The sequence below is a fragment of the Dellaglioa sp. CoH-56-MRSF-14 genome, assembly GCF_056782115.1.
The window spans coordinates 115,411-132,901 of record NZ_JBXAYB010000001.1; the positions used below are offsets into that span (position 1 = coordinate 115,411).

General features: G+C 34.2%; 17 protein-coding genes. 3 read left to right on the top strand and 14 right to left on the bottom strand.

Annotation, left to right across the window (positions count from 1 at the left end; genetic code table 11):
• Positions 1-104 precede the first annotated feature (104 nt).
• From AC1RPX_RS00525 to AC1RPX_RS00540, 4 genes are all read right to left on the bottom strand, one after another.
• Positions 105-917: a DUF6681 family protein gene (locus AC1RPX_RS00525; protein WP_481760931.1), complete on the bottom strand. Its 813-nt coding sequence runs from the start codon at positions 915-917 to the stop codon at positions 105-107.
• Between the two features lie 18 nt (positions 918-935).
• A complete protein-coding gene (locus tag AC1RPX_RS00530; protein ID WP_481760932.1) occupies positions 936-1,430 on the bottom strand; it encodes a hypothetical protein in 495 nt (164 codons plus the stop codon).
• A 69-nt stretch (positions 1,431-1,499) separates the two neighbouring features.
• Entirely contained in the window at positions 1,500-1,940 is a 441-nt protein-coding gene (locus AC1RPX_RS00535; RefSeq protein ID WP_409021670.1) for a Fur family transcriptional regulator, read from the bottom strand.
• A gap of 78 nt (positions 1,941-2,018) precedes the next feature.
• Positions 2,019-2,573, bottom strand: a complete 555-nt coding sequence (locus tag AC1RPX_RS00540) for a guanylate kinase (RefSeq protein ID WP_481760933.1) — start codon at positions 2,571-2,573, stop codon at positions 2,019-2,021.
• A 174-nt stretch (positions 2,574-2,747) separates the two neighbouring features.
• Between AC1RPX_RS00540 and AC1RPX_RS00545 the strand changes: the two genes are divergently transcribed.
• A complete protein-coding gene (locus AC1RPX_RS00545; protein ID WP_409021673.1) occupies positions 2,748-2,927 on the top strand; it encodes a hypothetical protein in 180 nt (59 codons plus the stop codon).
• Between the two features lie 49 nt (positions 2,928-2,976).
• Here the strand turns inward: AC1RPX_RS00545 and AC1RPX_RS00550 are convergent, their stop codons facing one another.
• From AC1RPX_RS00550 to AC1RPX_RS00580, 7 genes are all read right to left on the bottom strand, one after another.
• Positions 2,977-3,519 (bottom strand): ECF transporter S component, encoded by a 543-nt coding sequence (locus AC1RPX_RS00550; RefSeq protein ID WP_481760934.1) that lies wholly within the window; start codon positions 3,517-3,519, stop codon positions 2,977-2,979.
• A 1-nt stretch (position 3,520) separates the two neighbouring features.
• Positions 3,521-4,360, bottom strand: a complete 840-nt coding sequence (locus tag AC1RPX_RS00555; protein ID WP_481760935.1) for a pyridoxamine kinase — start codon at positions 4,358-4,360, stop codon at positions 3,521-3,523.
• Between the two features lie 133 nt (positions 4,361-4,493).
• Positions 4,494-5,669: a cation:proton antiporter gene (locus AC1RPX_RS00560; RefSeq protein ID WP_481760936.1), complete on the bottom strand. Its 1,176-nt coding sequence runs from the start codon at positions 5,667-5,669 to the stop codon at positions 4,494-4,496.
• A gap of 108 nt (positions 5,670-5,777) precedes the next feature.
• Positions 5,778-6,449 (bottom strand): MIP/aquaporin family protein, encoded by a 672-nt coding sequence (locus tag AC1RPX_RS00565; protein WP_481760937.1) that lies wholly within the window; start codon positions 6,447-6,449, stop codon positions 5,778-5,780.
• 60 nt (positions 6,450-6,509) lie between these two features.
• The gene (locus AC1RPX_RS00570; RefSeq protein WP_481760938.1) at positions 6,510-7,262 is read right to left on the bottom strand and encodes a YibE/F family protein; all 753 of its coding nucleotides are present in this window, start codon (positions 7,260-7,262) and stop codon (positions 6,510-6,512) included.
• The gene (locus tag AC1RPX_RS00575; RefSeq protein WP_481760939.1) at positions 7,259-8,362 is read right to left on the bottom strand and encodes a YibE/F family protein; all 1,104 of its coding nucleotides are present in this window, start codon (positions 8,360-8,362) and stop codon (positions 7,259-7,261) included. The genes AC1RPX_RS00570 and AC1RPX_RS00575 overlap by 4 nt, the downstream gene beginning before the upstream one ends.
• 133 nt (positions 8,363-8,495) lie before the next feature.
• Entirely contained in the window at positions 8,496-10,097 is a 1,602-nt protein-coding gene (locus tag AC1RPX_RS00580) for a peptide ABC transporter substrate-binding protein (RefSeq protein WP_481760940.1), read from the bottom strand.
• Between the two features lie 154 nt (positions 10,098-10,251).
• Between AC1RPX_RS00580 and AC1RPX_RS00585 the strand changes: the two genes are divergently transcribed.
• On the top strand, positions 10,252-12,675 hold the full coding sequence (locus tag AC1RPX_RS00585) for a Xaa-Pro dipeptidyl-peptidase (RefSeq protein ID WP_481760941.1): 2,424 nt from the start codon (positions 10,252-10,254) through the stop codon (positions 12,673-12,675).
• A 52-nt stretch (positions 12,676-12,727) separates the two neighbouring features.
• Here AC1RPX_RS00585 and AC1RPX_RS00590 read toward each other — a convergent pair whose 3' ends face one another.
• Complete coding sequence (locus AC1RPX_RS00590; RefSeq protein WP_481760942.1) at positions 12,728-13,252, bottom strand: biotin transporter BioY; 525 nt, start codon at positions 13,250-13,252, stop codon at positions 12,728-12,730.
• Positions 13,239-14,231 carry a biotin--[acetyl-CoA-carboxylase] ligase gene (locus AC1RPX_RS00595; protein ID WP_481760943.1) on the bottom strand — a complete coding sequence of 331 codons (993 nt, stop codon included), beginning with the start codon at positions 14,229-14,231 and terminating at the stop codon, positions 13,239-13,241. Before AC1RPX_RS00595 ends, AC1RPX_RS00590 begins: the two co-directional genes overlap by 14 nt.
• A 165-nt stretch (positions 14,232-14,396) precedes the next feature.
• Between AC1RPX_RS00595 and AC1RPX_RS00600 the strand changes: the two genes are divergently transcribed.
• A complete protein-coding gene (locus AC1RPX_RS00600) occupies positions 14,397-15,302 on the top strand; it encodes a proline-specific peptidase family protein (protein WP_481760944.1) in 906 nt (301 codons plus the stop codon).
• Between the two features lie 54 nt (positions 15,303-15,356).
• On the opposite strand, the gene AC1RPX_RS00605 is transcribed toward AC1RPX_RS00600, so the two are convergent.
• On the bottom strand, positions 15,357-17,384 hold the full coding sequence (locus AC1RPX_RS00605) for a copper-translocating P-type ATPase (RefSeq protein WP_481761140.1): 2,028 nt from the start codon (positions 17,382-17,384) through the stop codon (positions 15,357-15,359).
• Between the last annotated feature and the right edge of the window lie 107 nt (positions 17,385-17,491).

The window sequence follows — 17,491 nt, forward strand, 5'->3', positions numbered from 1 at the left end:
TTAATTATACTACCAAATGGATGTTTAATTGCAGTCTTTTTTAAATGTACCATATAATCACAAAAAAAGTGATAGCAATGTAGTTATTTGCTATCACTTTTTTACTAATTTTCTTTTTCTTTATAGGCAATTTGAACTTTAACGTGAAATTTATGTGATTCTTCAATAACTGATGATCGACCAGCAACCTTCTGATTACCACCATAAATAGTTGCTGTTGCTAAGTAAATATCATATTGTTCTTTAGCCGTTTCAATATCAGATAAACCAACATGGGTTAGGCGACCAATCAATTGTTTATCAATCTGATTCATTCCAGCGTAAACATTCATTTTTTCGTCTTCTATTTTTAATTCAAAAAATGGAAAAGCAACGGGCTGTGCTAACTCTGACACTGGTTTTCCTGTTTTCTGAATTTCTTTTATAATAGCATCATCTGACAATCCATCATAATCAAAATCTGAATACTTAACTTGCTTCATTTGATCAGCAATTTTTTGAATACTTACTTTTTCGTTTCTATTTGTCCTAAGTGTCGCTGGCATCAGCATTTTAGAATCAAATAGGCCATTCGTTTGAACATAACCTGGTTGCATTCGGCGACGTTTATCTCCTTCAATTTCTTCCTTAGGCGGTCCGCCCAACAATTTTTCAATTTTCGGTGAAGGATCAAATTTAGTTGTTTTATTTGTAAAATAATGAATAACATTTAAAACAATAAAATATAATAAAACAAAAAAAGCAAGAATAAACAAACTACCTCTAACATAATAACCATTTATGAAATATCGTGATGCGATATACAATAAATACCAATTACCAAGAAAGCCTAAAACAGTATAAATTCTATTTTTTAATTTTAAATTAACATTAATAAACCCTAAATAATGGTTTGCTAAATCTAGTAAACTAAACATTTATTTACCTCCTAATCCTTAGTCTGTATTTGTCGTTTCTGCACTGGCTTTGGCTTTGTCAGTCGTTACCGTTTTAGTATTCTTCACGCTACTACTTGTGCTTGTTGCCGAGCTAGCTTTATCCGCATTTGTATCAGTATCTGTACTTGTATCAGTTGTGTCATCGGTACTTGTTTCCGCGCTCTTATCATCCGTTGTATTATCGGCACTTGTACTTGCTGATTTGTTTGATGTTTCATCGGCAGCACTTGAACTACTAGACTCATCTTTTGAACTTTCTGATGAAGAGGACGAATCAGAAGAACTCGTCTCAGAAGATGAACTTACTTCTTTGGAACTCGAATTATCGTCTACTTTAGGTTTAGTTTCCGACGGTGATGAAGCTACTGAAGAAACTGTTGCTCCTTCGTTTGTATTCGTTGTTTTGTTAACAACAACGTTAGTTGCGCCCAATGCAAGTACGATAGAAACAATTGCAAAAGGTGTTATAAATGGTGGCGTTCTATATGCCATTAACTCTCACTCCAATTTTGTACTTTTTCCATTAAACCATTTGTTATTGAAGTTTATTCGAAGATAAACTTAATTTTTCGATAATTTTTTTTGGCATTCATCACAAATCCCATGTAATTCAAATTTATGTTCTTCTATTTTGTAACCTGGTAACTGTTTTACAAAATAATCTAGCGGACAGCTATCAAGTTCAACCACCTTACTACAAGAAGTACAAATAAAATGATGGTGATGTTTGTGACTAAAATCACATTGATATTTTACACAGGCTCGTTCACCATTCATCCGTTGCTCAACAAGACCCATTTCTTTAAATTCTTTGATATTTCGATAAATTGTATTATGACTCATCCCTGGATATTTATTTCTCATATAGTCATCCACAACTGTAACGTCAACATAAGCTTCCTCATACTGACTTAAATACGTTAATAAACTTTTTCTTTGTTTCGTAATTTTATATTTATTTTCTTTTAGTATATGCAATGCATCATCAATTAATTCAGTCAAAAGGCTTATCTCCATTTCTAAATAATAATGGTTACTCTTTAAGAAGAATACCATATCAACTAAAAAAAGCAATCACTCTTAACCTAATGATTGAATTAACTGATCAATCTGTTTCTTTGCGTCAACTAAATCGTCATTAATAATGACATGTGCTATACCTTCAAGATCTGCTGGAAGTTTCATGTCTCGTTTTGCTTCACCAGAATCTAAGCGTAAACTTCGATTTCGAATCGTATCTCCCCGTTTAATTAACCGATCTTGTAATATCTGATTATCCGATACAGACAAATATAAGACAACTGTTTCTTTTGGTAATTCTTTTGAATACGTGATGGCACCTGCCGTATCGAGTACAATTGTCGCATTTTTTGCCTCTGACCAAGCAGCATCTATCGCTTCTCTTGATGAACCATAGTAATGGCGATCATACTCAACATGTTCTAAATAATGAAAATTAAAAAAAGTTTCATCGGATTCAAAATAATAATCGCGACCATTTTTTTCATTAACTCTTGGTTGCCTAGTTGTGTGAGTAATCACCTTTTTGGCATCAAATTGCTTGGTTAGATAGTCTCTAATCGTCGTTTTACCTGTTCCCGGAGCACCCGTGATCACGAATATTCGTTTTTGCATTAAATCATCCCTTTATCGTTTTTAGACTTCTTCATATTATTTAAAAAATTTTTGGTTAATATAAAACAAATGACTTGCATTCATTTTATGTACGTACTATACTAAGCTTCTACTAAAGAAAGTAGAATGCGCTTTCATGGTAGTAAGATATAGAAATACGGAGGATACACACTTATGAAATTTGGAACATTTAGTAAAAACTGGTATACGATTTCTTTAGACACTGAAAAACAAATCTTTATTGCTAGTTCAAAAAATAATCCAGCCATTTCAGGTTCTGGGGTAACAATCGAAACAGCCGTTTCCAACTTATCAACAGAAATGAAATATGTTCAATCTGGACAATTTGTATAGAGGGTAAATGTGAGCTCACGCACATCAACCCTTTTTTATTTGGACTTTTTTACCGATTAAACCTTACCATCAATCGCTTAATGGGTACGTATAATAAACTAACAATGATAATTGTCGAGATTGAATTAACAACAGTTGCAGGTAAACTTAAAAACGCCTGAACAGCGGCGACATTAAAACTAACACCTTTAATCATTGCTTCACCAATCGAAACTAAATATGATGTTCCTATTTTACCAATTCCTGCCGTTGCAGCAATAATGATAATCCAATATTTACCATGATAATTTTTTAATCCTTTCGTAACAACCGTAATTAGTAATGCAATAACCACTACTTCTAGTACAGTAAAATATGACGTATCTGCATAACCATTCAAAATATCAAATAATCCCAGACCAATCGCTCCTGCAATTGTGCCATAACTAAACCCTAAAAAAATCACGGCCAATGCTGCTAGTGAATTACCGAAATGAATAAATGGTTTTCCCACCATAGCTGGGATTGGTATTCTAAAAACTGAGATACCTATATAAATAATTGCCGCAAATAATCCCGCTAAAATAATGCTTCTTAATCTTTCATTTCTCATTTTATTTTTCCATTCTATCGTTAATATCGGGTAAAATACTCATAAAATTAACCCCTAACCTTTGATCAAGTCCTTCATTATCAGAATTACTCATCGCTTTCCATGTTACTTCTACTGCAAATTCCAATGCTTCCCTTAGTGAATGACCATTCATTAACTCACCCACTACGCAGCTTGCTAGCAAGTCTCCTGTCCCAAAATAATGATTCTCACGTTGTTCTTTTAATACCCAACCTGATTCGCCTTCTTTTGTTAGAAAAACAACACCAATTTGATTTTTCTGGTTTGTAACTCCTGTAATTATAACCGCTTTTAAATTTAATTTCTTTAATAAACGTGTTAGTAACTTTTTAATTTCTGCCTCGCTAGGATTTTCCTGATAATTACAGTCTGCCAATAAGTAAGCCTCTGTTAAATTGGGTAAAATTAAATCTGCTTGCGTTAAACATAACATGCTTAATTCTTCTACATAGTCGTTTGTCAGTCCTGAATATAACGTGCCGTGATCAGCCATAACTGGATCAATAACGGTGAGTGCTTTATCATCAGATAACCTATCTAGTAGAATCCCCATCATTTTAATACTTTCTGCCGTCCCTAGATAGCCCAAATATGCGCCCGTAAATTGAACTGGAATAGTTGCCCAGTGTTCTTCAAAAGCTTTTATAAATGGTGAGATGTCTACCTTCATTGGTACTCCAAATCCACCTGTATGACTACTTAATAACATTGTTGGCAATATTGTCGTCCGTTGTTGATAACTAGCTAAAACAGGAACCGCAATCCCTAATGAAACACCACCAACACTAGATAAATCTTGTGCAATCAATAATTGTTTCATTATTCCACCTTCTTCATTTGAAGTTATTTAATTCATTATAAAATGAATACGCCAGAATAGCGATATTTAGTAACCATTTAAAAATAAAAAACTGTTGAAAAATTAGCACTAGGCTAGTTCCTCAACAGTTCAACTATTTCTTCAATTCAATTTTATTTTGTCGACCAATCGCATGTTTTAACATAAACGGTGCTACGATAGTTGAAATAATAATTACCATGATAACTGCCGAATAGTATTCCGTCGACAACAAGTGTGCGGTATACCCAATTTGGACAATAATCAAAGCCATTTCGCCACGAGAAATCATCCCCGCACCGATTACATATGCACTATTTAAATCAAATCCAAGTAACCTAGCACCTAATCCACCACCTAGTAATTTTGTGAGGACGGCCAAAATCGTTAAAATAACGATAAACCAAATATTTTTCATAAATCCATCAAATGACATGCTTAATCCAATACTCGTGAAAAACATTGGAATAAAGACTGCATAACCAATTGGTTCAATATTGGCATCAATTTCTTTTTTATACGGTGTTTGTGCCACTGCAATTCCTGCAAAAAAGGCACCAACAACAGCACTTAACCCCACTAAGTCAGCTAAGTAGGCCATACCTAGACAGATAACCAGTGACATAATCGTAATCGATGAGCCAACTAATAATCGTTCACTTAATCTCATCAAGAAAGGCGCCACCCACTTGAATAGGATTAAAATACCAATGAAGTAAACAAATTCTAATAAGAAGCCAATCCAAATGTTAGCTTGTGCGCTATCACCGGTACTTGTAATATTACCAAATACACTAACTAATACACTTAAAATAACAACAGCTAAGATATCATCCACAACGGCCGCACCTAGGATTGTTGCACCTTCTTTTGAATCTAATCGTTTTAATTCTTTCAAGACTTCGACGGAAATACTAACTGACGTTGCCGCAAAGATAACACCTAAAAATAAAGCCGATTCAAATCCAAAATTATAAATTCGACCAAAGTAATAGACAACTAAGATAGGGAAGACAACACCTAAAGTCGCAACTGATAAGGCCGGTTTTAAATACTTTTTAAGTAGATCTAAATCACTTTCTAATCCCGCCATAAACATTAAAATAATCACACCAATTTCTGCGAACATCGCAAATAAATGATCTGAATGGACCCAATTCAACATTGCTGGTCCAAGTAAAACACCAACTAATAATTGCCCGATAACACTAGGAACACCAATTCGTGTGCTGACATGACCCGCAATTGATGTTGCCACTAATACTAAACAAATCGTTCCTAAAAATGCCATTATTTCTCCTCTCACTTGTCACTATCTATATTAACCATAACATACATTAAAAATAAAAAGCAGCAAATTCCCTCTCGGAATTCACTGCTTATGATTCACTTAATTAAATTAAGCTTCTTCACTGTTAAAAATATATTTTGCTGCGAATGCTGCAATAGCACCACCAACTAATGGTGCAAGAATAAATACCCAAAGTTGTGAAAGTGCATCGCCACCGGCATAAAGTGCAGGTCCAATACTACGAGCAGGGTTAACTGAAACCCCTGTAAGTGGTAAACCAACAAAGATAAGTACTGTTAATGTTAAACCAATCACAAAGCCAGCAATATTACTGTTACCAAATTTTTCACTCGTAACCATCAAAATAATAAAGATGAATAAGAATGCGAATAAGGCTTCAACGAAAAATGCCATACCACCAGGAATTGTTGCATAACTATTTGAACCAAAACCATCAGCAACTTTTGATGTATCTGTCATTGATGAAATAATCATCTTAACCACGCTAGATGCTACAATCGCACCTAAGATTTGACTAACCCAGTAAGCAACCATATCAGTCAATGACATGCGCTTGTTGATGTACATTGCTAATGAAACAGCAGGATTGATGTGTGCACCTGAAACAGGTCCAATAGCATAAACCATCAATGTAATAGCTAAACCAAATGCAAGTGCAATAACAAGTGGGCTACCGTTACCTAACGTAACTGCCCCTGTACCAAATAATACCAAGAAAAATGTGCCGATAAATTCAGCAATATAATTTTTATAATTCAATTTTAAATCCCCCTATATTAGTATCTCTTAATTATACACATAACCATAAACTCATTTCAATTATTTTTTTATTTTTAATTTTTGAATTAAAACCCATGCTGTAATTGGAACCGCTAGAATAACACCTATAATAGAAAATAAAATCATTATTAATTCTGCAACAAAAATTTTATCATTTATAATATCTGCGAATGTAGCATGCGTCTGTACTAATAAAATAAATAGCGCTAAAAAGCCACCAAAGAAACCAAAAAATAGTGTATTAAACGTTGTTCCAATAATATGTTTACCAATACTAATACCAGCTGCGTATAACTTTTTTAAATCAATTGTTGGTGTTTGTTCAATAATCTCATTTAAGCCAGCCGAAATTGCAATCGCACCTTCAGCAATTGCGCCTAAAGTACTAAAAATAGCTGTTGAAATCGCTATTTGCATAAAATTAGCGCCTACTAATAACGAAAATGCTTCTATTTCTTCACTATCTTCTGCACCAAAACCTTGAACTGCAGCAAAATGTTCAACTGGAATAATCAAAAGAACGAGAATAACCAGAACAATTAACGAAGCATAAAAAGCAGTTTCAGTAACTTGCACATTATCATCACCAAGAAAAATCGTAATAGCTAAAATAATAATGCCATTAATTAGGGTCACTGCTACCGGCGGAAATCCTCCCGTAATTAAAATAATCGTAAAAAATAACATGATAAAATTAAAAAATAAGCTTAAAAATGAACGAACACCATTCATTCCTCCAACAATGACCATTAAGACAAATAAAATGGCACTTAACCAACCAATTGTAATCATAATGTGTCATCCCCTTTGATTAATCGACTTGCAAAAAAACTTGCGACAGGTATCGCAATGACAATCCCAATACCGCTGATTAATGTTTGGACAACTCCTAAAGCCATGGTCCATGAAAAAGTATAGCCAATTGTATTGGTCGTTCTAAAGTACAAAACGGCAAGTGGGAAAATGTCAGCAATAAAAATTAAGAATAAGACGTTAATTAATGGTCCCATAATCGATTGTCCAACCTCACGTCCAGATTTAAAAAGTTCTTTCGATGAAATAGTTGGTTGTTCTTTTTTTAATTGAAATAGTGTTGCAACGATATCTGTCGATTCATCCATGACAGCCCCTAGAGAACCTAGTAGTGTGGCAGCAAGGAATAGTTCCTTTGGCGCTTGCGTTGCATAAGATAGAGCTTCGTAATGCATCCCTTGATCATTTGTCAGTTTTAAAATAATGACACTAATGATTAACGATAAACTAGTTCCCGTCAAAGTTGCCAATAACGTGACCAGCATCTGTCGATTAAAGCCAATTACCAAACTCAAGGTCAGTACTGCAAATATTAGAGCAATACCTGCGAAAATCCAAAAGAAGTTCGTAATATTAACGAATATTTCAAATTTAATGGCTAAAAAGAAAATAATCATATTTAAGACGATACTTAATACAGCAATCATGCCACTAAACTGCATAAATCCTACCAGCATACTAACGGCAATCCAAATTAATATGGCCACGACGACATCTCGTTTGAACCCATCAATAATACCAGTTAATCCACTTTTATGAGGATTAATCGTTACAAATACTTGATCATTTTTCTGGTATTTTTGATCATTTGCGCGAGATGAAGAATATGTATTTGGTAGTCTTATTTTTTGCCCTTTATACTTACCATTCATCACAGTTCCAAATAATTTTTGTTTAGTCTGTGTATCTTTATTTTCAAATTCATCTGTTACTTTTTCAGTTTTTTCATCCTTAACCTGTGTTATTTTAACAATCGTATCTGAATACAGTGCTTGATCAAATTTAACACCTATTACGAGTATGCCACCGATAATAATCGTTAGAATTAAAATAATGTTCTTCTGAAGTAACTTTTTCATGGGTTCACACCTCATTTATTATTAATACACTTCCACCAGTTTAACATTTTACAACAAAAAAAGTCCGACCAAAGGCCAGACTTTAATCTATCTTATTTTAACTTTATAAAGCTTTGAAACAGCTAACTATTATCTACTTAATAGACATGTCACGATAAAATAATGTCGTTCCATATGGGTTAATGTGTAATCCGGATGCATCTGGGTTCAATAAGTAGGCCATTGCACCTTGGAAAACAGGTACTGTATAAGCATCTTCTTCGACCAATTGCTTTTCAGCATCAATCAAGCTATTCCAACGTTTCGTTGGATTTGTTGCAAATTCATTTTTAGACTGATCGATATCTTTTAAATATTGTGCATTTTTGTAATCGGTATTTAAATGATAAGCGCCACCATCATTAATAAAGTTAATTGGATCAGCATAATCTGGTGTCCATGTCCCATAAACGATATCAAATTGGTAAGCCGTTGTTGCTGCTAATCGCGATTTAATTGGAATATTACGTGCGTTAATTTTTAATCCAGGTAAGTTACTCTCTAACTGCGCTTGCAAGTATTCAATCACTTGTTTAGCTTCTGGCGTATCAGAACCCAATATTTCAATTGTTAAGTCCTTCTTACCGATCTCTTTAAGTCCTTTTTCCCATTCTGCTTTAGCTTCTTTTTTATTAAAAGCAAGCAAGTCTCCTGCTTCTTTACGGTAATCTTCCCCATTAATCGGATTTGACACAAATTTAGCTGGGACGATTCCATTTAATGCAGATGAACCATCATTAAGAATTTTGCTAGCTAATAATTTTTTATTAAATCCTAGCGCAATTGCTTTACGAATATGTTTATTACCAGTTGCCTCACGCTTAGTATTAAAACCTAAATAACCAATCATTGGTGTTTTACGTGTTGCGAACCCTTTTTCATTCTTATATTGTTTAACATAATCATTTGCTAACATTGAGAAATCAATCTTCCCTGTTTGATATAACTTGCCAGCAGTTGCACCATCTTTAACAACTTGAACGTCAACTTTAGCTAACTTAACTGATTTAGCGTTCCAATAACTGGTATTTTTAACATATGACCATTTGTTATTAGTTCCTTCCCAATCAGTTAATTTATAAGGACCATTCACAATCATATGTTGTGAATCCGTTGCATATTGACTACCTTGTTTTTTAACGTAAGCTTCATTTTGAGGTACAAATGGTGCACCCGTTAATACTTCTGGTAAATAGCTAATTGGTTGTGCCAGAGTAACTTCTAATGTTGTTTTATTCAGCGCTTTAACACCTAACTTATCAACGGCCATCTTGCCATTTCGGATAGCAAACCCATTTTTAATAATATCAATTCGTTGTGAATTAGGTGATGCTGTTTTAGGATTTGCTAGTTTTTGCCAAGCGTAAACAAAGTCATTTGCTGTAACAGGAGTCCCATTTGACCAGTTCTCAGCTCTTAATTTATAGGTGTAAACTGTTTTTGCTTTGTTAACCGTCACACTTTTTGCTGCAGCTAACACTGGTTTATTTTTTTGATTATACGTATACAATCCTTCATAAACGTTTTGTATTGCTTCAACACTAAATGTATCACTGTATTTAGTAGAATCTAAAGTGCCTAATTGATCAGTTACAGCCACTTTTAATATGTTATCGTCTTTCGTCGCTGTTTTTGAACAAGCAGCTAGCACCCCTATAAACATGATACTTAAAACTACCGCAATTTTCCTTCTCACTTTAGACACTCTCCTTTTTTAGTTACCTTAATGTGATTAACTTTACCTAGTTACTTATTTTTTGTCAATAAAGACGTATCATTTCAACCAACTTTACATTTAAGCTATACTTAACCCAGTGTCTTACTCAATTCTGAAAGGAAGTTTTTGACTTATGAAAAATAATCAATTTGCTAACTATACACCTACTTTTGAGACACAAATAAAAGAACTTAAAGCTATTAATTTGTATATAGCCTCCGAAACCAATCCTACACATTTATTTGAACAATTACTCAATAAAATTCTCATCGACTATCAAACAATCGGTGCGAAACAACAAAAAATGATGTCCTTATTAGCGACAGAATCCATTTCTGTTTATGAATTTTTTACTACAAAAAAGGAATTAACACCTGTTATCTTTTATAATGTTGCATTACAGTTACTAGAATTTGAAGTCGATGTCGATTTCAAAATTGATGACCCATTTACGGCAATGGCTAAAATTCAGTTACCTTCTATTGAAATTATTGAATCCGTTAATGATTTTTGGTCCGCATGGTATCTCTTACTGACAACACATACCAAAAATGGCCAAGTCTTCACAGATACACTAGCAAATAAAGGGTACTTTGTTTCATTTTATAAAGATGCGAAACCTTTATTTTTCAATGGAAAAGCGCAACCTGTTTTTGATACAACTAAACTGATTCGTGAAGTCGTCTACGTTGAAGCCCCATTAGATACTGACCAAGATGGTCAACGTGATTTATTAAAAACAGAAATTTTAAGACCACTAGTTACATCCGGACTAAAAGTACCTATTCTTTATACAGCAAGTCCTTACAATCAAGGCACAAATGATGATTCTGAATTAATGCGCAACGTTGATATCCCGCTTACCGAAAAACCAGTTACTGAATTAACTGAATCTGATATCACCTATAACTATCAGAAATCCAACTTACCCGAACCACGATCAATCCTCTCAGAATCAACAGAAACTGAGCAAACCTTTAGCCGTGAATCTTCGTATACATTCAACGATTACATGCTAGCTAGAGGATTTGCAATCGTCTATGCAGCTGGTATTGGTACTCGAGAATCAGATGGTATTCGTACTTGTGGGAGTGTTGAAGAAACGGTATCAACCGTCGCCATTATTGAATGGCTAACGGGACATCGGCAAGCATTCACAAATAAACTCGATAATCGATCAATTAAAGCCACTTGGAGTAATGGTAACGTTGCTATGACTGGTAAATCTTACCTTGGTACGCTTGCTACTGCAGCTGCAACAACTGGTGTATCCGGCTTAAAAACAATCATTTCTGAAGCCGCTATTTCAAGTTGGTATGATTATTATCGTGAAAATGGACTAGTCGTCGCGCCTGAAGCTTGCCAAGGTGAAGATGCAGATGTTTTAGCTGCGCTTTGTTTAAGTCGCCAAAAAGATGCCGCCGACTACGCTAATATTCAAGACTACTTTGACAAAGTTATGAATCGATTATCTATAGGACAAGACCGTGCATCTGGTAATTACAATAAATTTTGGGATGAACGTAATTATTTAAACCAAACTAAAAATATCAAAGCAAATATTGTTATGGTCCATGGTTTAAATGATTGGAACGTCAAACCTCGCCAAGTTGAACAACTTTGGCAAGCATTACGTCCTTTACCTATTGTTAAAAAATTATTCTTACACCAAGGTAAACATATCTATATCAATAACTTTCGCTCATTAGATTTCACTGATATGATGAATTTATGGTTATCAAATCAACTTTATAATATCGAAAATGGTGCTGAGACACTTATTCCCAATGTCACCATACAAGATAACCTAGAAGCTGAAACGTGGCACACTTATGATGATTGGGCAGACCCGGATTCTCCTACCCAATCCTATCATTTCCAACAAAATAAATTAACACAATCAGTCACATCAGATGCTCACCAATTTGCTACTTTCAAAGATAACTTACCAACTGACCTTTTTAACAACTACGTCAGAGATAATCATCTTTGGAATCAAGCTTTAGTTTCAACTAAAGAAACAGAAATGGCTAAAAATAGAATCCAATTAATCTCAGAACCATTAACAGAACCGCTGTTTATTTCCGGTTCTGCTCACATAAAATTGTCTGTTGCAGCACTACAAACAAAAGGGCTCATTAGTTGCATGCTTATCGATTATGGTGAAGAAAATAGACTCACCCCCGTGCCATCCATTCTCAAACGAAAATCTTTAGATATGGGATTTCATTGGCGTGAAGATGATTTGGTTGAATTTACTAAAAATCCCACAAAAACTCCTTGGAAAATGATTTCCAAAGGTCATATCAATTTACAAAATAGGACAAATCGTTATCAAAATGATTCTGTCCTTCCAGGAACTTTCAACACAGTAGATTTTGATTTACAACCAACTGCCTATCACATTAAGGAAGGTCATCAGATTGAATTAATCATTTACGCAACAGATTTTGGGATGACTTTACGAAATAACGATTCAGATAGTTATACTATTAACTTAGCTAATTCGCGTCTTAAAATTCCTTATCAATCTGTTAGTACAGTATCATTATTCTAAATAAAAAAGAAAATCATCAAAAAAATTATTGATGATTTTCTTTTTTTATTTATCAATATCTACGTATTAAGTAATGAGACAATTCGCACACAAAAATAACTTTAATAAATCCAACAATCAAAAATGGTAAAATACCTATTAAAAATGCTTGTTGCATCGAGGTTTGTTGGTAAACCATTAACCAGATTGCTCCTAAAACTAATTGCACACTAGCACCTAATAAATTCCCCATGTACAACTGCCAACGACCATTACCATACCATTTTAAAAACAGCCCCGTTAAGATAATATAGGCTAAAAAACCAAATAAATAACCACCTGTTGGTCCAATTAAAGAAAAAAGTCCCGAATGAAATCCAGCAAAAACTGGGATTCCTATTAATCCTAATAGGAGATAAATGCCCACCGCTTTTAATCCTTCTTGAACCGGTCTCAAACTCGATAATAATCCGATAAAAATGGTTTGTAACGTTAACGGGATTGGCCCCAATGGAATGGTTAACTGGGATAAAACACCCAAAACGGCTGCTAACTCTGCTGCTATAATTAATTGTTTTAACTGTTTATTTTGTCCCATTTGTTAAGCCTTCCACATTCACCTTTGTAATTTCACCAGCCATATAAGTCGTTATTTGCCCATTTTTATCTCTCAATACCAACTGTCCATCATCTTTAATTGTTTCAACTGTACCAATAATTTCTTGATGACCACTTTTTAAAGTAACTGTCTGTCCAATAACTAGTGACCGTTTACGATAATCATTCATGAAGTCACCATTTTGGTAATTCTGATAGATTTGGATAAATTGATTGGTAATTTCAGCAATCAACTCATTCCGTGTGACATTATTCGATTCATCAATTAATGAACCCACTTTATCTTGTAACTCTGGAGATAATTTTTTAAGGTCTGTTTTAAAATCTAGCCCAATCCCTATAACTAAGCTTGTCACTTGCTGCGTTTCAAAATCTGTGACAGCCTCCGTTAAAATCCCGCAGACTTTTTTATTTTGATAATAAATATCATTCACCCACTTTATTTGTGGTTGAATTTTCAATTTATTTTCTAAAGCATAACTAACCGCCATGGCAGTTGCTGTCGTTAGCTGACCAACATCTTTGATAGGTTGATCAATTCTCAATAAATAACTGATATAAATCCCAGTCTCTTCTGGTGATTCAAATGTTCGACCAAATCGACCATATCCTGCTGTTTGACTATTGGCCACTATTAACAGTGGACCCTGTATATCGGGCTGGCTTGAACGCTCTTTCGCCAATACATTGGTAGATGTCACTTCATCAAATAATTCAATTTGCATCATGTCAGTTGTTAAATAAGATTGAATTAGTTGTGCGTTCAACTGATTACCATCATTTAGACTATATCCTTTTTGTGGAATCGTCTTAATGTCAAAACCCTGCTCTTGTAAACTCTTAATAGCCATCCAAATAGCAGTTCTCGAAACGCCAAGTTTTTCAGCCAATAGTTCTCCCGAAATAATAGTATCTTGTTGTCCAGCTAATATTTTTAGAATACTGTCTTTAGTTTTCATTTTACACCGTTAACCTTTTAATTTTATTAGTTAACATAACTTTAAGCTAACTCACTAAAATATGCAACTAACACTCTTAAAAAAATACCATCCTCACTTTCATTCTGGTAAATAATCATAAAAGTGCTATGATTAATCTATTCTTAAGAAATTAGGTGGATTAATATGGCATACGGAACGAAAATTATTACGTTAGATAATGGTTATCATCTCTGGACTCATACTGAAGGACAAGGTGATATCCAACTACTTTGTCTACATGGTGGGCCTGGTGGTACACATGAATATTACGAAAATTTTGCTGAAAAATTAGCACCTCTTGGCGTTCAGGTTTCAATGTATGACCAACTCGGTTCATGGTATTCTGATCAACCAGATTTTACTAAACAAGAAAATGTTGATAAATTTCTTAATATTGATTACTTCATTGATGAAGTTGAAGAAGTCCGTATTAAATTAGGTTTAGATAACTTCTACCTAATTGGTCAATCATGGGGTGGTGCTCTTGTTCAAGAATACGCCTTAAAATATGGTGACCATTTAAAAGGTGCTATTATCTCAAGTATGACTGATGATATTAACGAATATTTAGCAAACGTTAATGCTATTCGTGCTAAAGAATTGGATGCTGATGCGCTTGCCTACATGCAAGAATGTGAAAAAAATAACGATCTTGATAATGACCGTTACCAAGGTTATGTCGATATTTTAAATGACGGCTATGTTGATCGTAAAAAGCCAGCCCAAATTTCTCATTTAGTAAGCACAATGGCTGAACCCGTTTATAATTACTTCCAAGGTAACAATGAATTCGTTGTGACTGGTAAATTAAAAGACTGGTCTACTCGTGACCGCATTAAAAATATTACTGTCCCAACATTAATCACATTTGGCGAACATGAAACAATGCCTTTAGCAACAGCTAAAAGAATGTCAGAAACAATTCCACATGCTCGTCTTGAAACAACTCCTGAGGGTGGTCATCATCATATGATCGATAACGCTCCTGTTTACTTTGATCATTTAAGTACCTTCTTATCAGATGTTGAAAACGACAATTTTAAAGATTAAATTAAAAAATACCACCATTGATAACTACTATCAACGGTGGTATTTTTTTATCTCTTAATCGTGTAACATCATTGCATTAATTGCAACAACAATTGTACTTAACGACATCACAACTGCACCCACTAATGGACTTAAAATAAAGCCAATTGGTGCTAAAACGCCGGCAGCCAATGGTAATGCAATAATATTATAACCTGCACCCCACCAAAGATTTTGAATCATTTTCAATCTTGTGTTTCGACTTAATTTCAAAAATTTTATGATATCCATCGGATTACTTTTAACTAATATAACGTCTGCAGAGTCGACAGCAACATCCGTACCTGAACCAATTGCCATCCCTATTGTTGCACTTGCTAAACTAGGCGCATCATTAATACCGTCACCAACCATGATAACGTTATGTCCTTCGCCCTCTAACTGACTAACAATTTTAGCCTTATCTTCAGGCATTAAGTTAGCACGAACATCTACAATACCTAGTTTTGCACCAACTTTATCAGCAGCTTGTTGATTATCACCAGTTAACATAATCACTTTGATATTCATTTTTTCTAATTTTTCGACTAAACCAAATGATTCTGGTTTAATTTGATCCCCTTGAGCAACATACCCAATCACTTTTTCATTTTGAATTAAATAACTAATTGAATCTCCTTCGTTGTCAGAAGCCATTTCATCCGTTAATAACTGTTGTTTATTAACATAAGCTTCAGAAACAATTTTGAATGCATCATCGTTAATATGTCCTTCTAATCCAACACCATTAATTTGTTGTGTTTCACTTGCAGTTGGAATCTCAATTTTTAAATCTTCTGCTTTTTGAATGATTCCTTTACCCAAAGGATGTGTCGATCCACGTTCTAACGACGCCATCAATCCGATAATTTCTGATTCAGAAAACTGATCAGTAAATGTTTTATATCCGGTTACCACGAAATGACCTTCAGTTAAAGTTCCTGTTTTATCAACAAGTAATGTGTCAATTGTGTGTGCAACTTCTAGCGCATTTCTATTTTTGATTAATAAGCCATTTTTAGCTGATAAAGAAGTACTTCTCGCAACAACTAATGGAATGGCTAAACCTAAAGCATGTGGACAAGCAATCACTAGAACAGTTACAAGAATTGATAATGCCTGACTAAATGTCCCTGTAATTAACCATACAATGAATGCTAAAATACCAACAGTCATGGCAGCATAAAATAAATATCCCGCAACTTTATCAGCTAACGTTTCCGTATCTGATTTTTCTGACTGCGCTTTTGTGACTAATTTAACAACTTGAGCTAAGTAACCTGTTTCACCAGTTCCCGTTACAGTCATTTGGATTTCTCCATTACCATTAACTGATCCACCAACGACTTCATCATCTACTACTTTTTCAACTTGTTTCGATTCACCAGTTATCATAGCTTCATCGACGCTTGTTTTACCAGAAATAATTGTTCCATCAGCTGGAATCGTTTCATTTCCTTTAACTAACAGAATATCTCCAACATGAACATTTGTTAAATCAACATCTTCAATTTTTTTATTTTCTCTAACGATATGTGCTTGTTTAGGTAAGAGTTGTGCTAATTTTTGAACAGCATCTCCTGCTGACATAACAGCGTTCATTTCAATCCAATGACCTAACAACATAATGACAATTAACGTTGCTAACTCCCAGAAGAAATCCATAACATGATGACTTGGATCTACAAGATTATTCATCACAACAGCATATAAGCTATACAAGTATGCCACACTAATACCCATTGCGATTAAGGTCATCATTGCTGGCTTTTTATCTGCAAGCTCCATCTTTGCACTATCTAAAAATGTTTTACCGCCATAGAAAAATAATCCAGTACCAATAAGTGCTACAACCCAATCAGATCCAGGGAAAGTAAACTGTAAGGGTAAGTTAATCCCCATCATAGGTGTCATTAAAACAATAGGAATTGCTAAAACTAAAGAAATCCAGAATTTCAATTTTAGATTTCCCATATGCATCATGTGCCCACCCATGTTCATTTGATCGTGGTCCATTCCTTCCATATCCATGTGATCCATACTCATGTGGTCCATATTTTTCATATCCTTATGATTCATATTCATGTGATCCATTTCTTTCATATCTTTGTGATCCATTTATACCGCCTCCATTAATTTATATTTTTAGTTTACACTTGTAAACTTAGATA

Excerpts from the sequence above, each read along its gene's own strand:
- AC1RPX_RS00555 (WP_481760935.1), bottom strand. The coding sequence starts at position 4,360 with ATGAAACAATTATTGATTGCACAAGATTTATCTAGTGTTGGTGGTGTT.
- AC1RPX_RS00585 (WP_481760941.1), top strand. The coding sequence starts at position 10,252 with ATGAAAAATAATCAATTTGCTAACTATACACCTACTTTTGAGACACAA.
- AC1RPX_RS00595 (WP_481760943.1), bottom strand. The coding sequence starts at position 14,231 with ATGAAAACTAAAGACAGTATTCTAAAAATATTAGCTGGACAACAAGAT.
- AC1RPX_RS00530 (WP_481760932.1), bottom strand. The coding sequence starts at position 1,430 with ATGGCATATAGAACGCCACCATTTATAACACCTTTTGCAATTGTTTCT.
- AC1RPX_RS00540 (WP_481760933.1), bottom strand. The coding sequence starts at position 2,573 with ATGCAAAAACGAATATTCGTGATCACGGGTGCTCCGGGAACAGGTAAA.
- AC1RPX_RS00560 (WP_481760936.1), bottom strand. The coding sequence starts at position 5,669 with ATGGCATTTTTAGGAACGATTTGTTTAGTATTAGTGGCAACATCAATT.
- AC1RPX_RS00605 (WP_481761140.1), bottom strand. The coding sequence starts at position 17,384 with ATGAAAAATATGGACCACATGAGTATGGATCACATGGATATGGAAGGA.
- AC1RPX_RS00590 (WP_481760942.1), bottom strand. The coding sequence starts at position 13,252 with ATGGGACAAAATAAACAGTTAAAACAATTAATTATAGCAGCAGAGTTA.
- AC1RPX_RS00600 (WP_481760944.1), top strand. The coding sequence starts at position 14,397 with ATGGCATACGGAACGAAAATTATTACGTTAGATAATGGTTATCATCTC.
- AC1RPX_RS00570 (WP_481760938.1), bottom strand. The coding sequence starts at position 7,262 with ATGATTACAATTGGTTGGTTAAGTGCCATTTTATTTGTCTTAATGGTC.
- AC1RPX_RS00545 (WP_409021673.1), top strand. The coding sequence starts at position 2,748 with ATGAAATTTGGAACATTTAGTAAAAACTGGTATACGATTTCTTTAGAC.
- AC1RPX_RS00575 (WP_481760939.1), bottom strand. The coding sequence starts at position 8,362 with ATGAAAAAGTTACTTCAGAAGAACATTATTTTAATTCTAACGATTATT.
- AC1RPX_RS00550 (WP_481760934.1), bottom strand. The coding sequence starts at position 3,519 with ATGAGAAATGAAAGATTAAGAAGCATTATTTTAGCGGGATTATTTGCG.
- AC1RPX_RS00525 (WP_481760931.1), bottom strand. The coding sequence starts at position 917 with ATGTTTAGTTTACTAGATTTAGCAAACCATTATTTAGGGTTTATTAAT.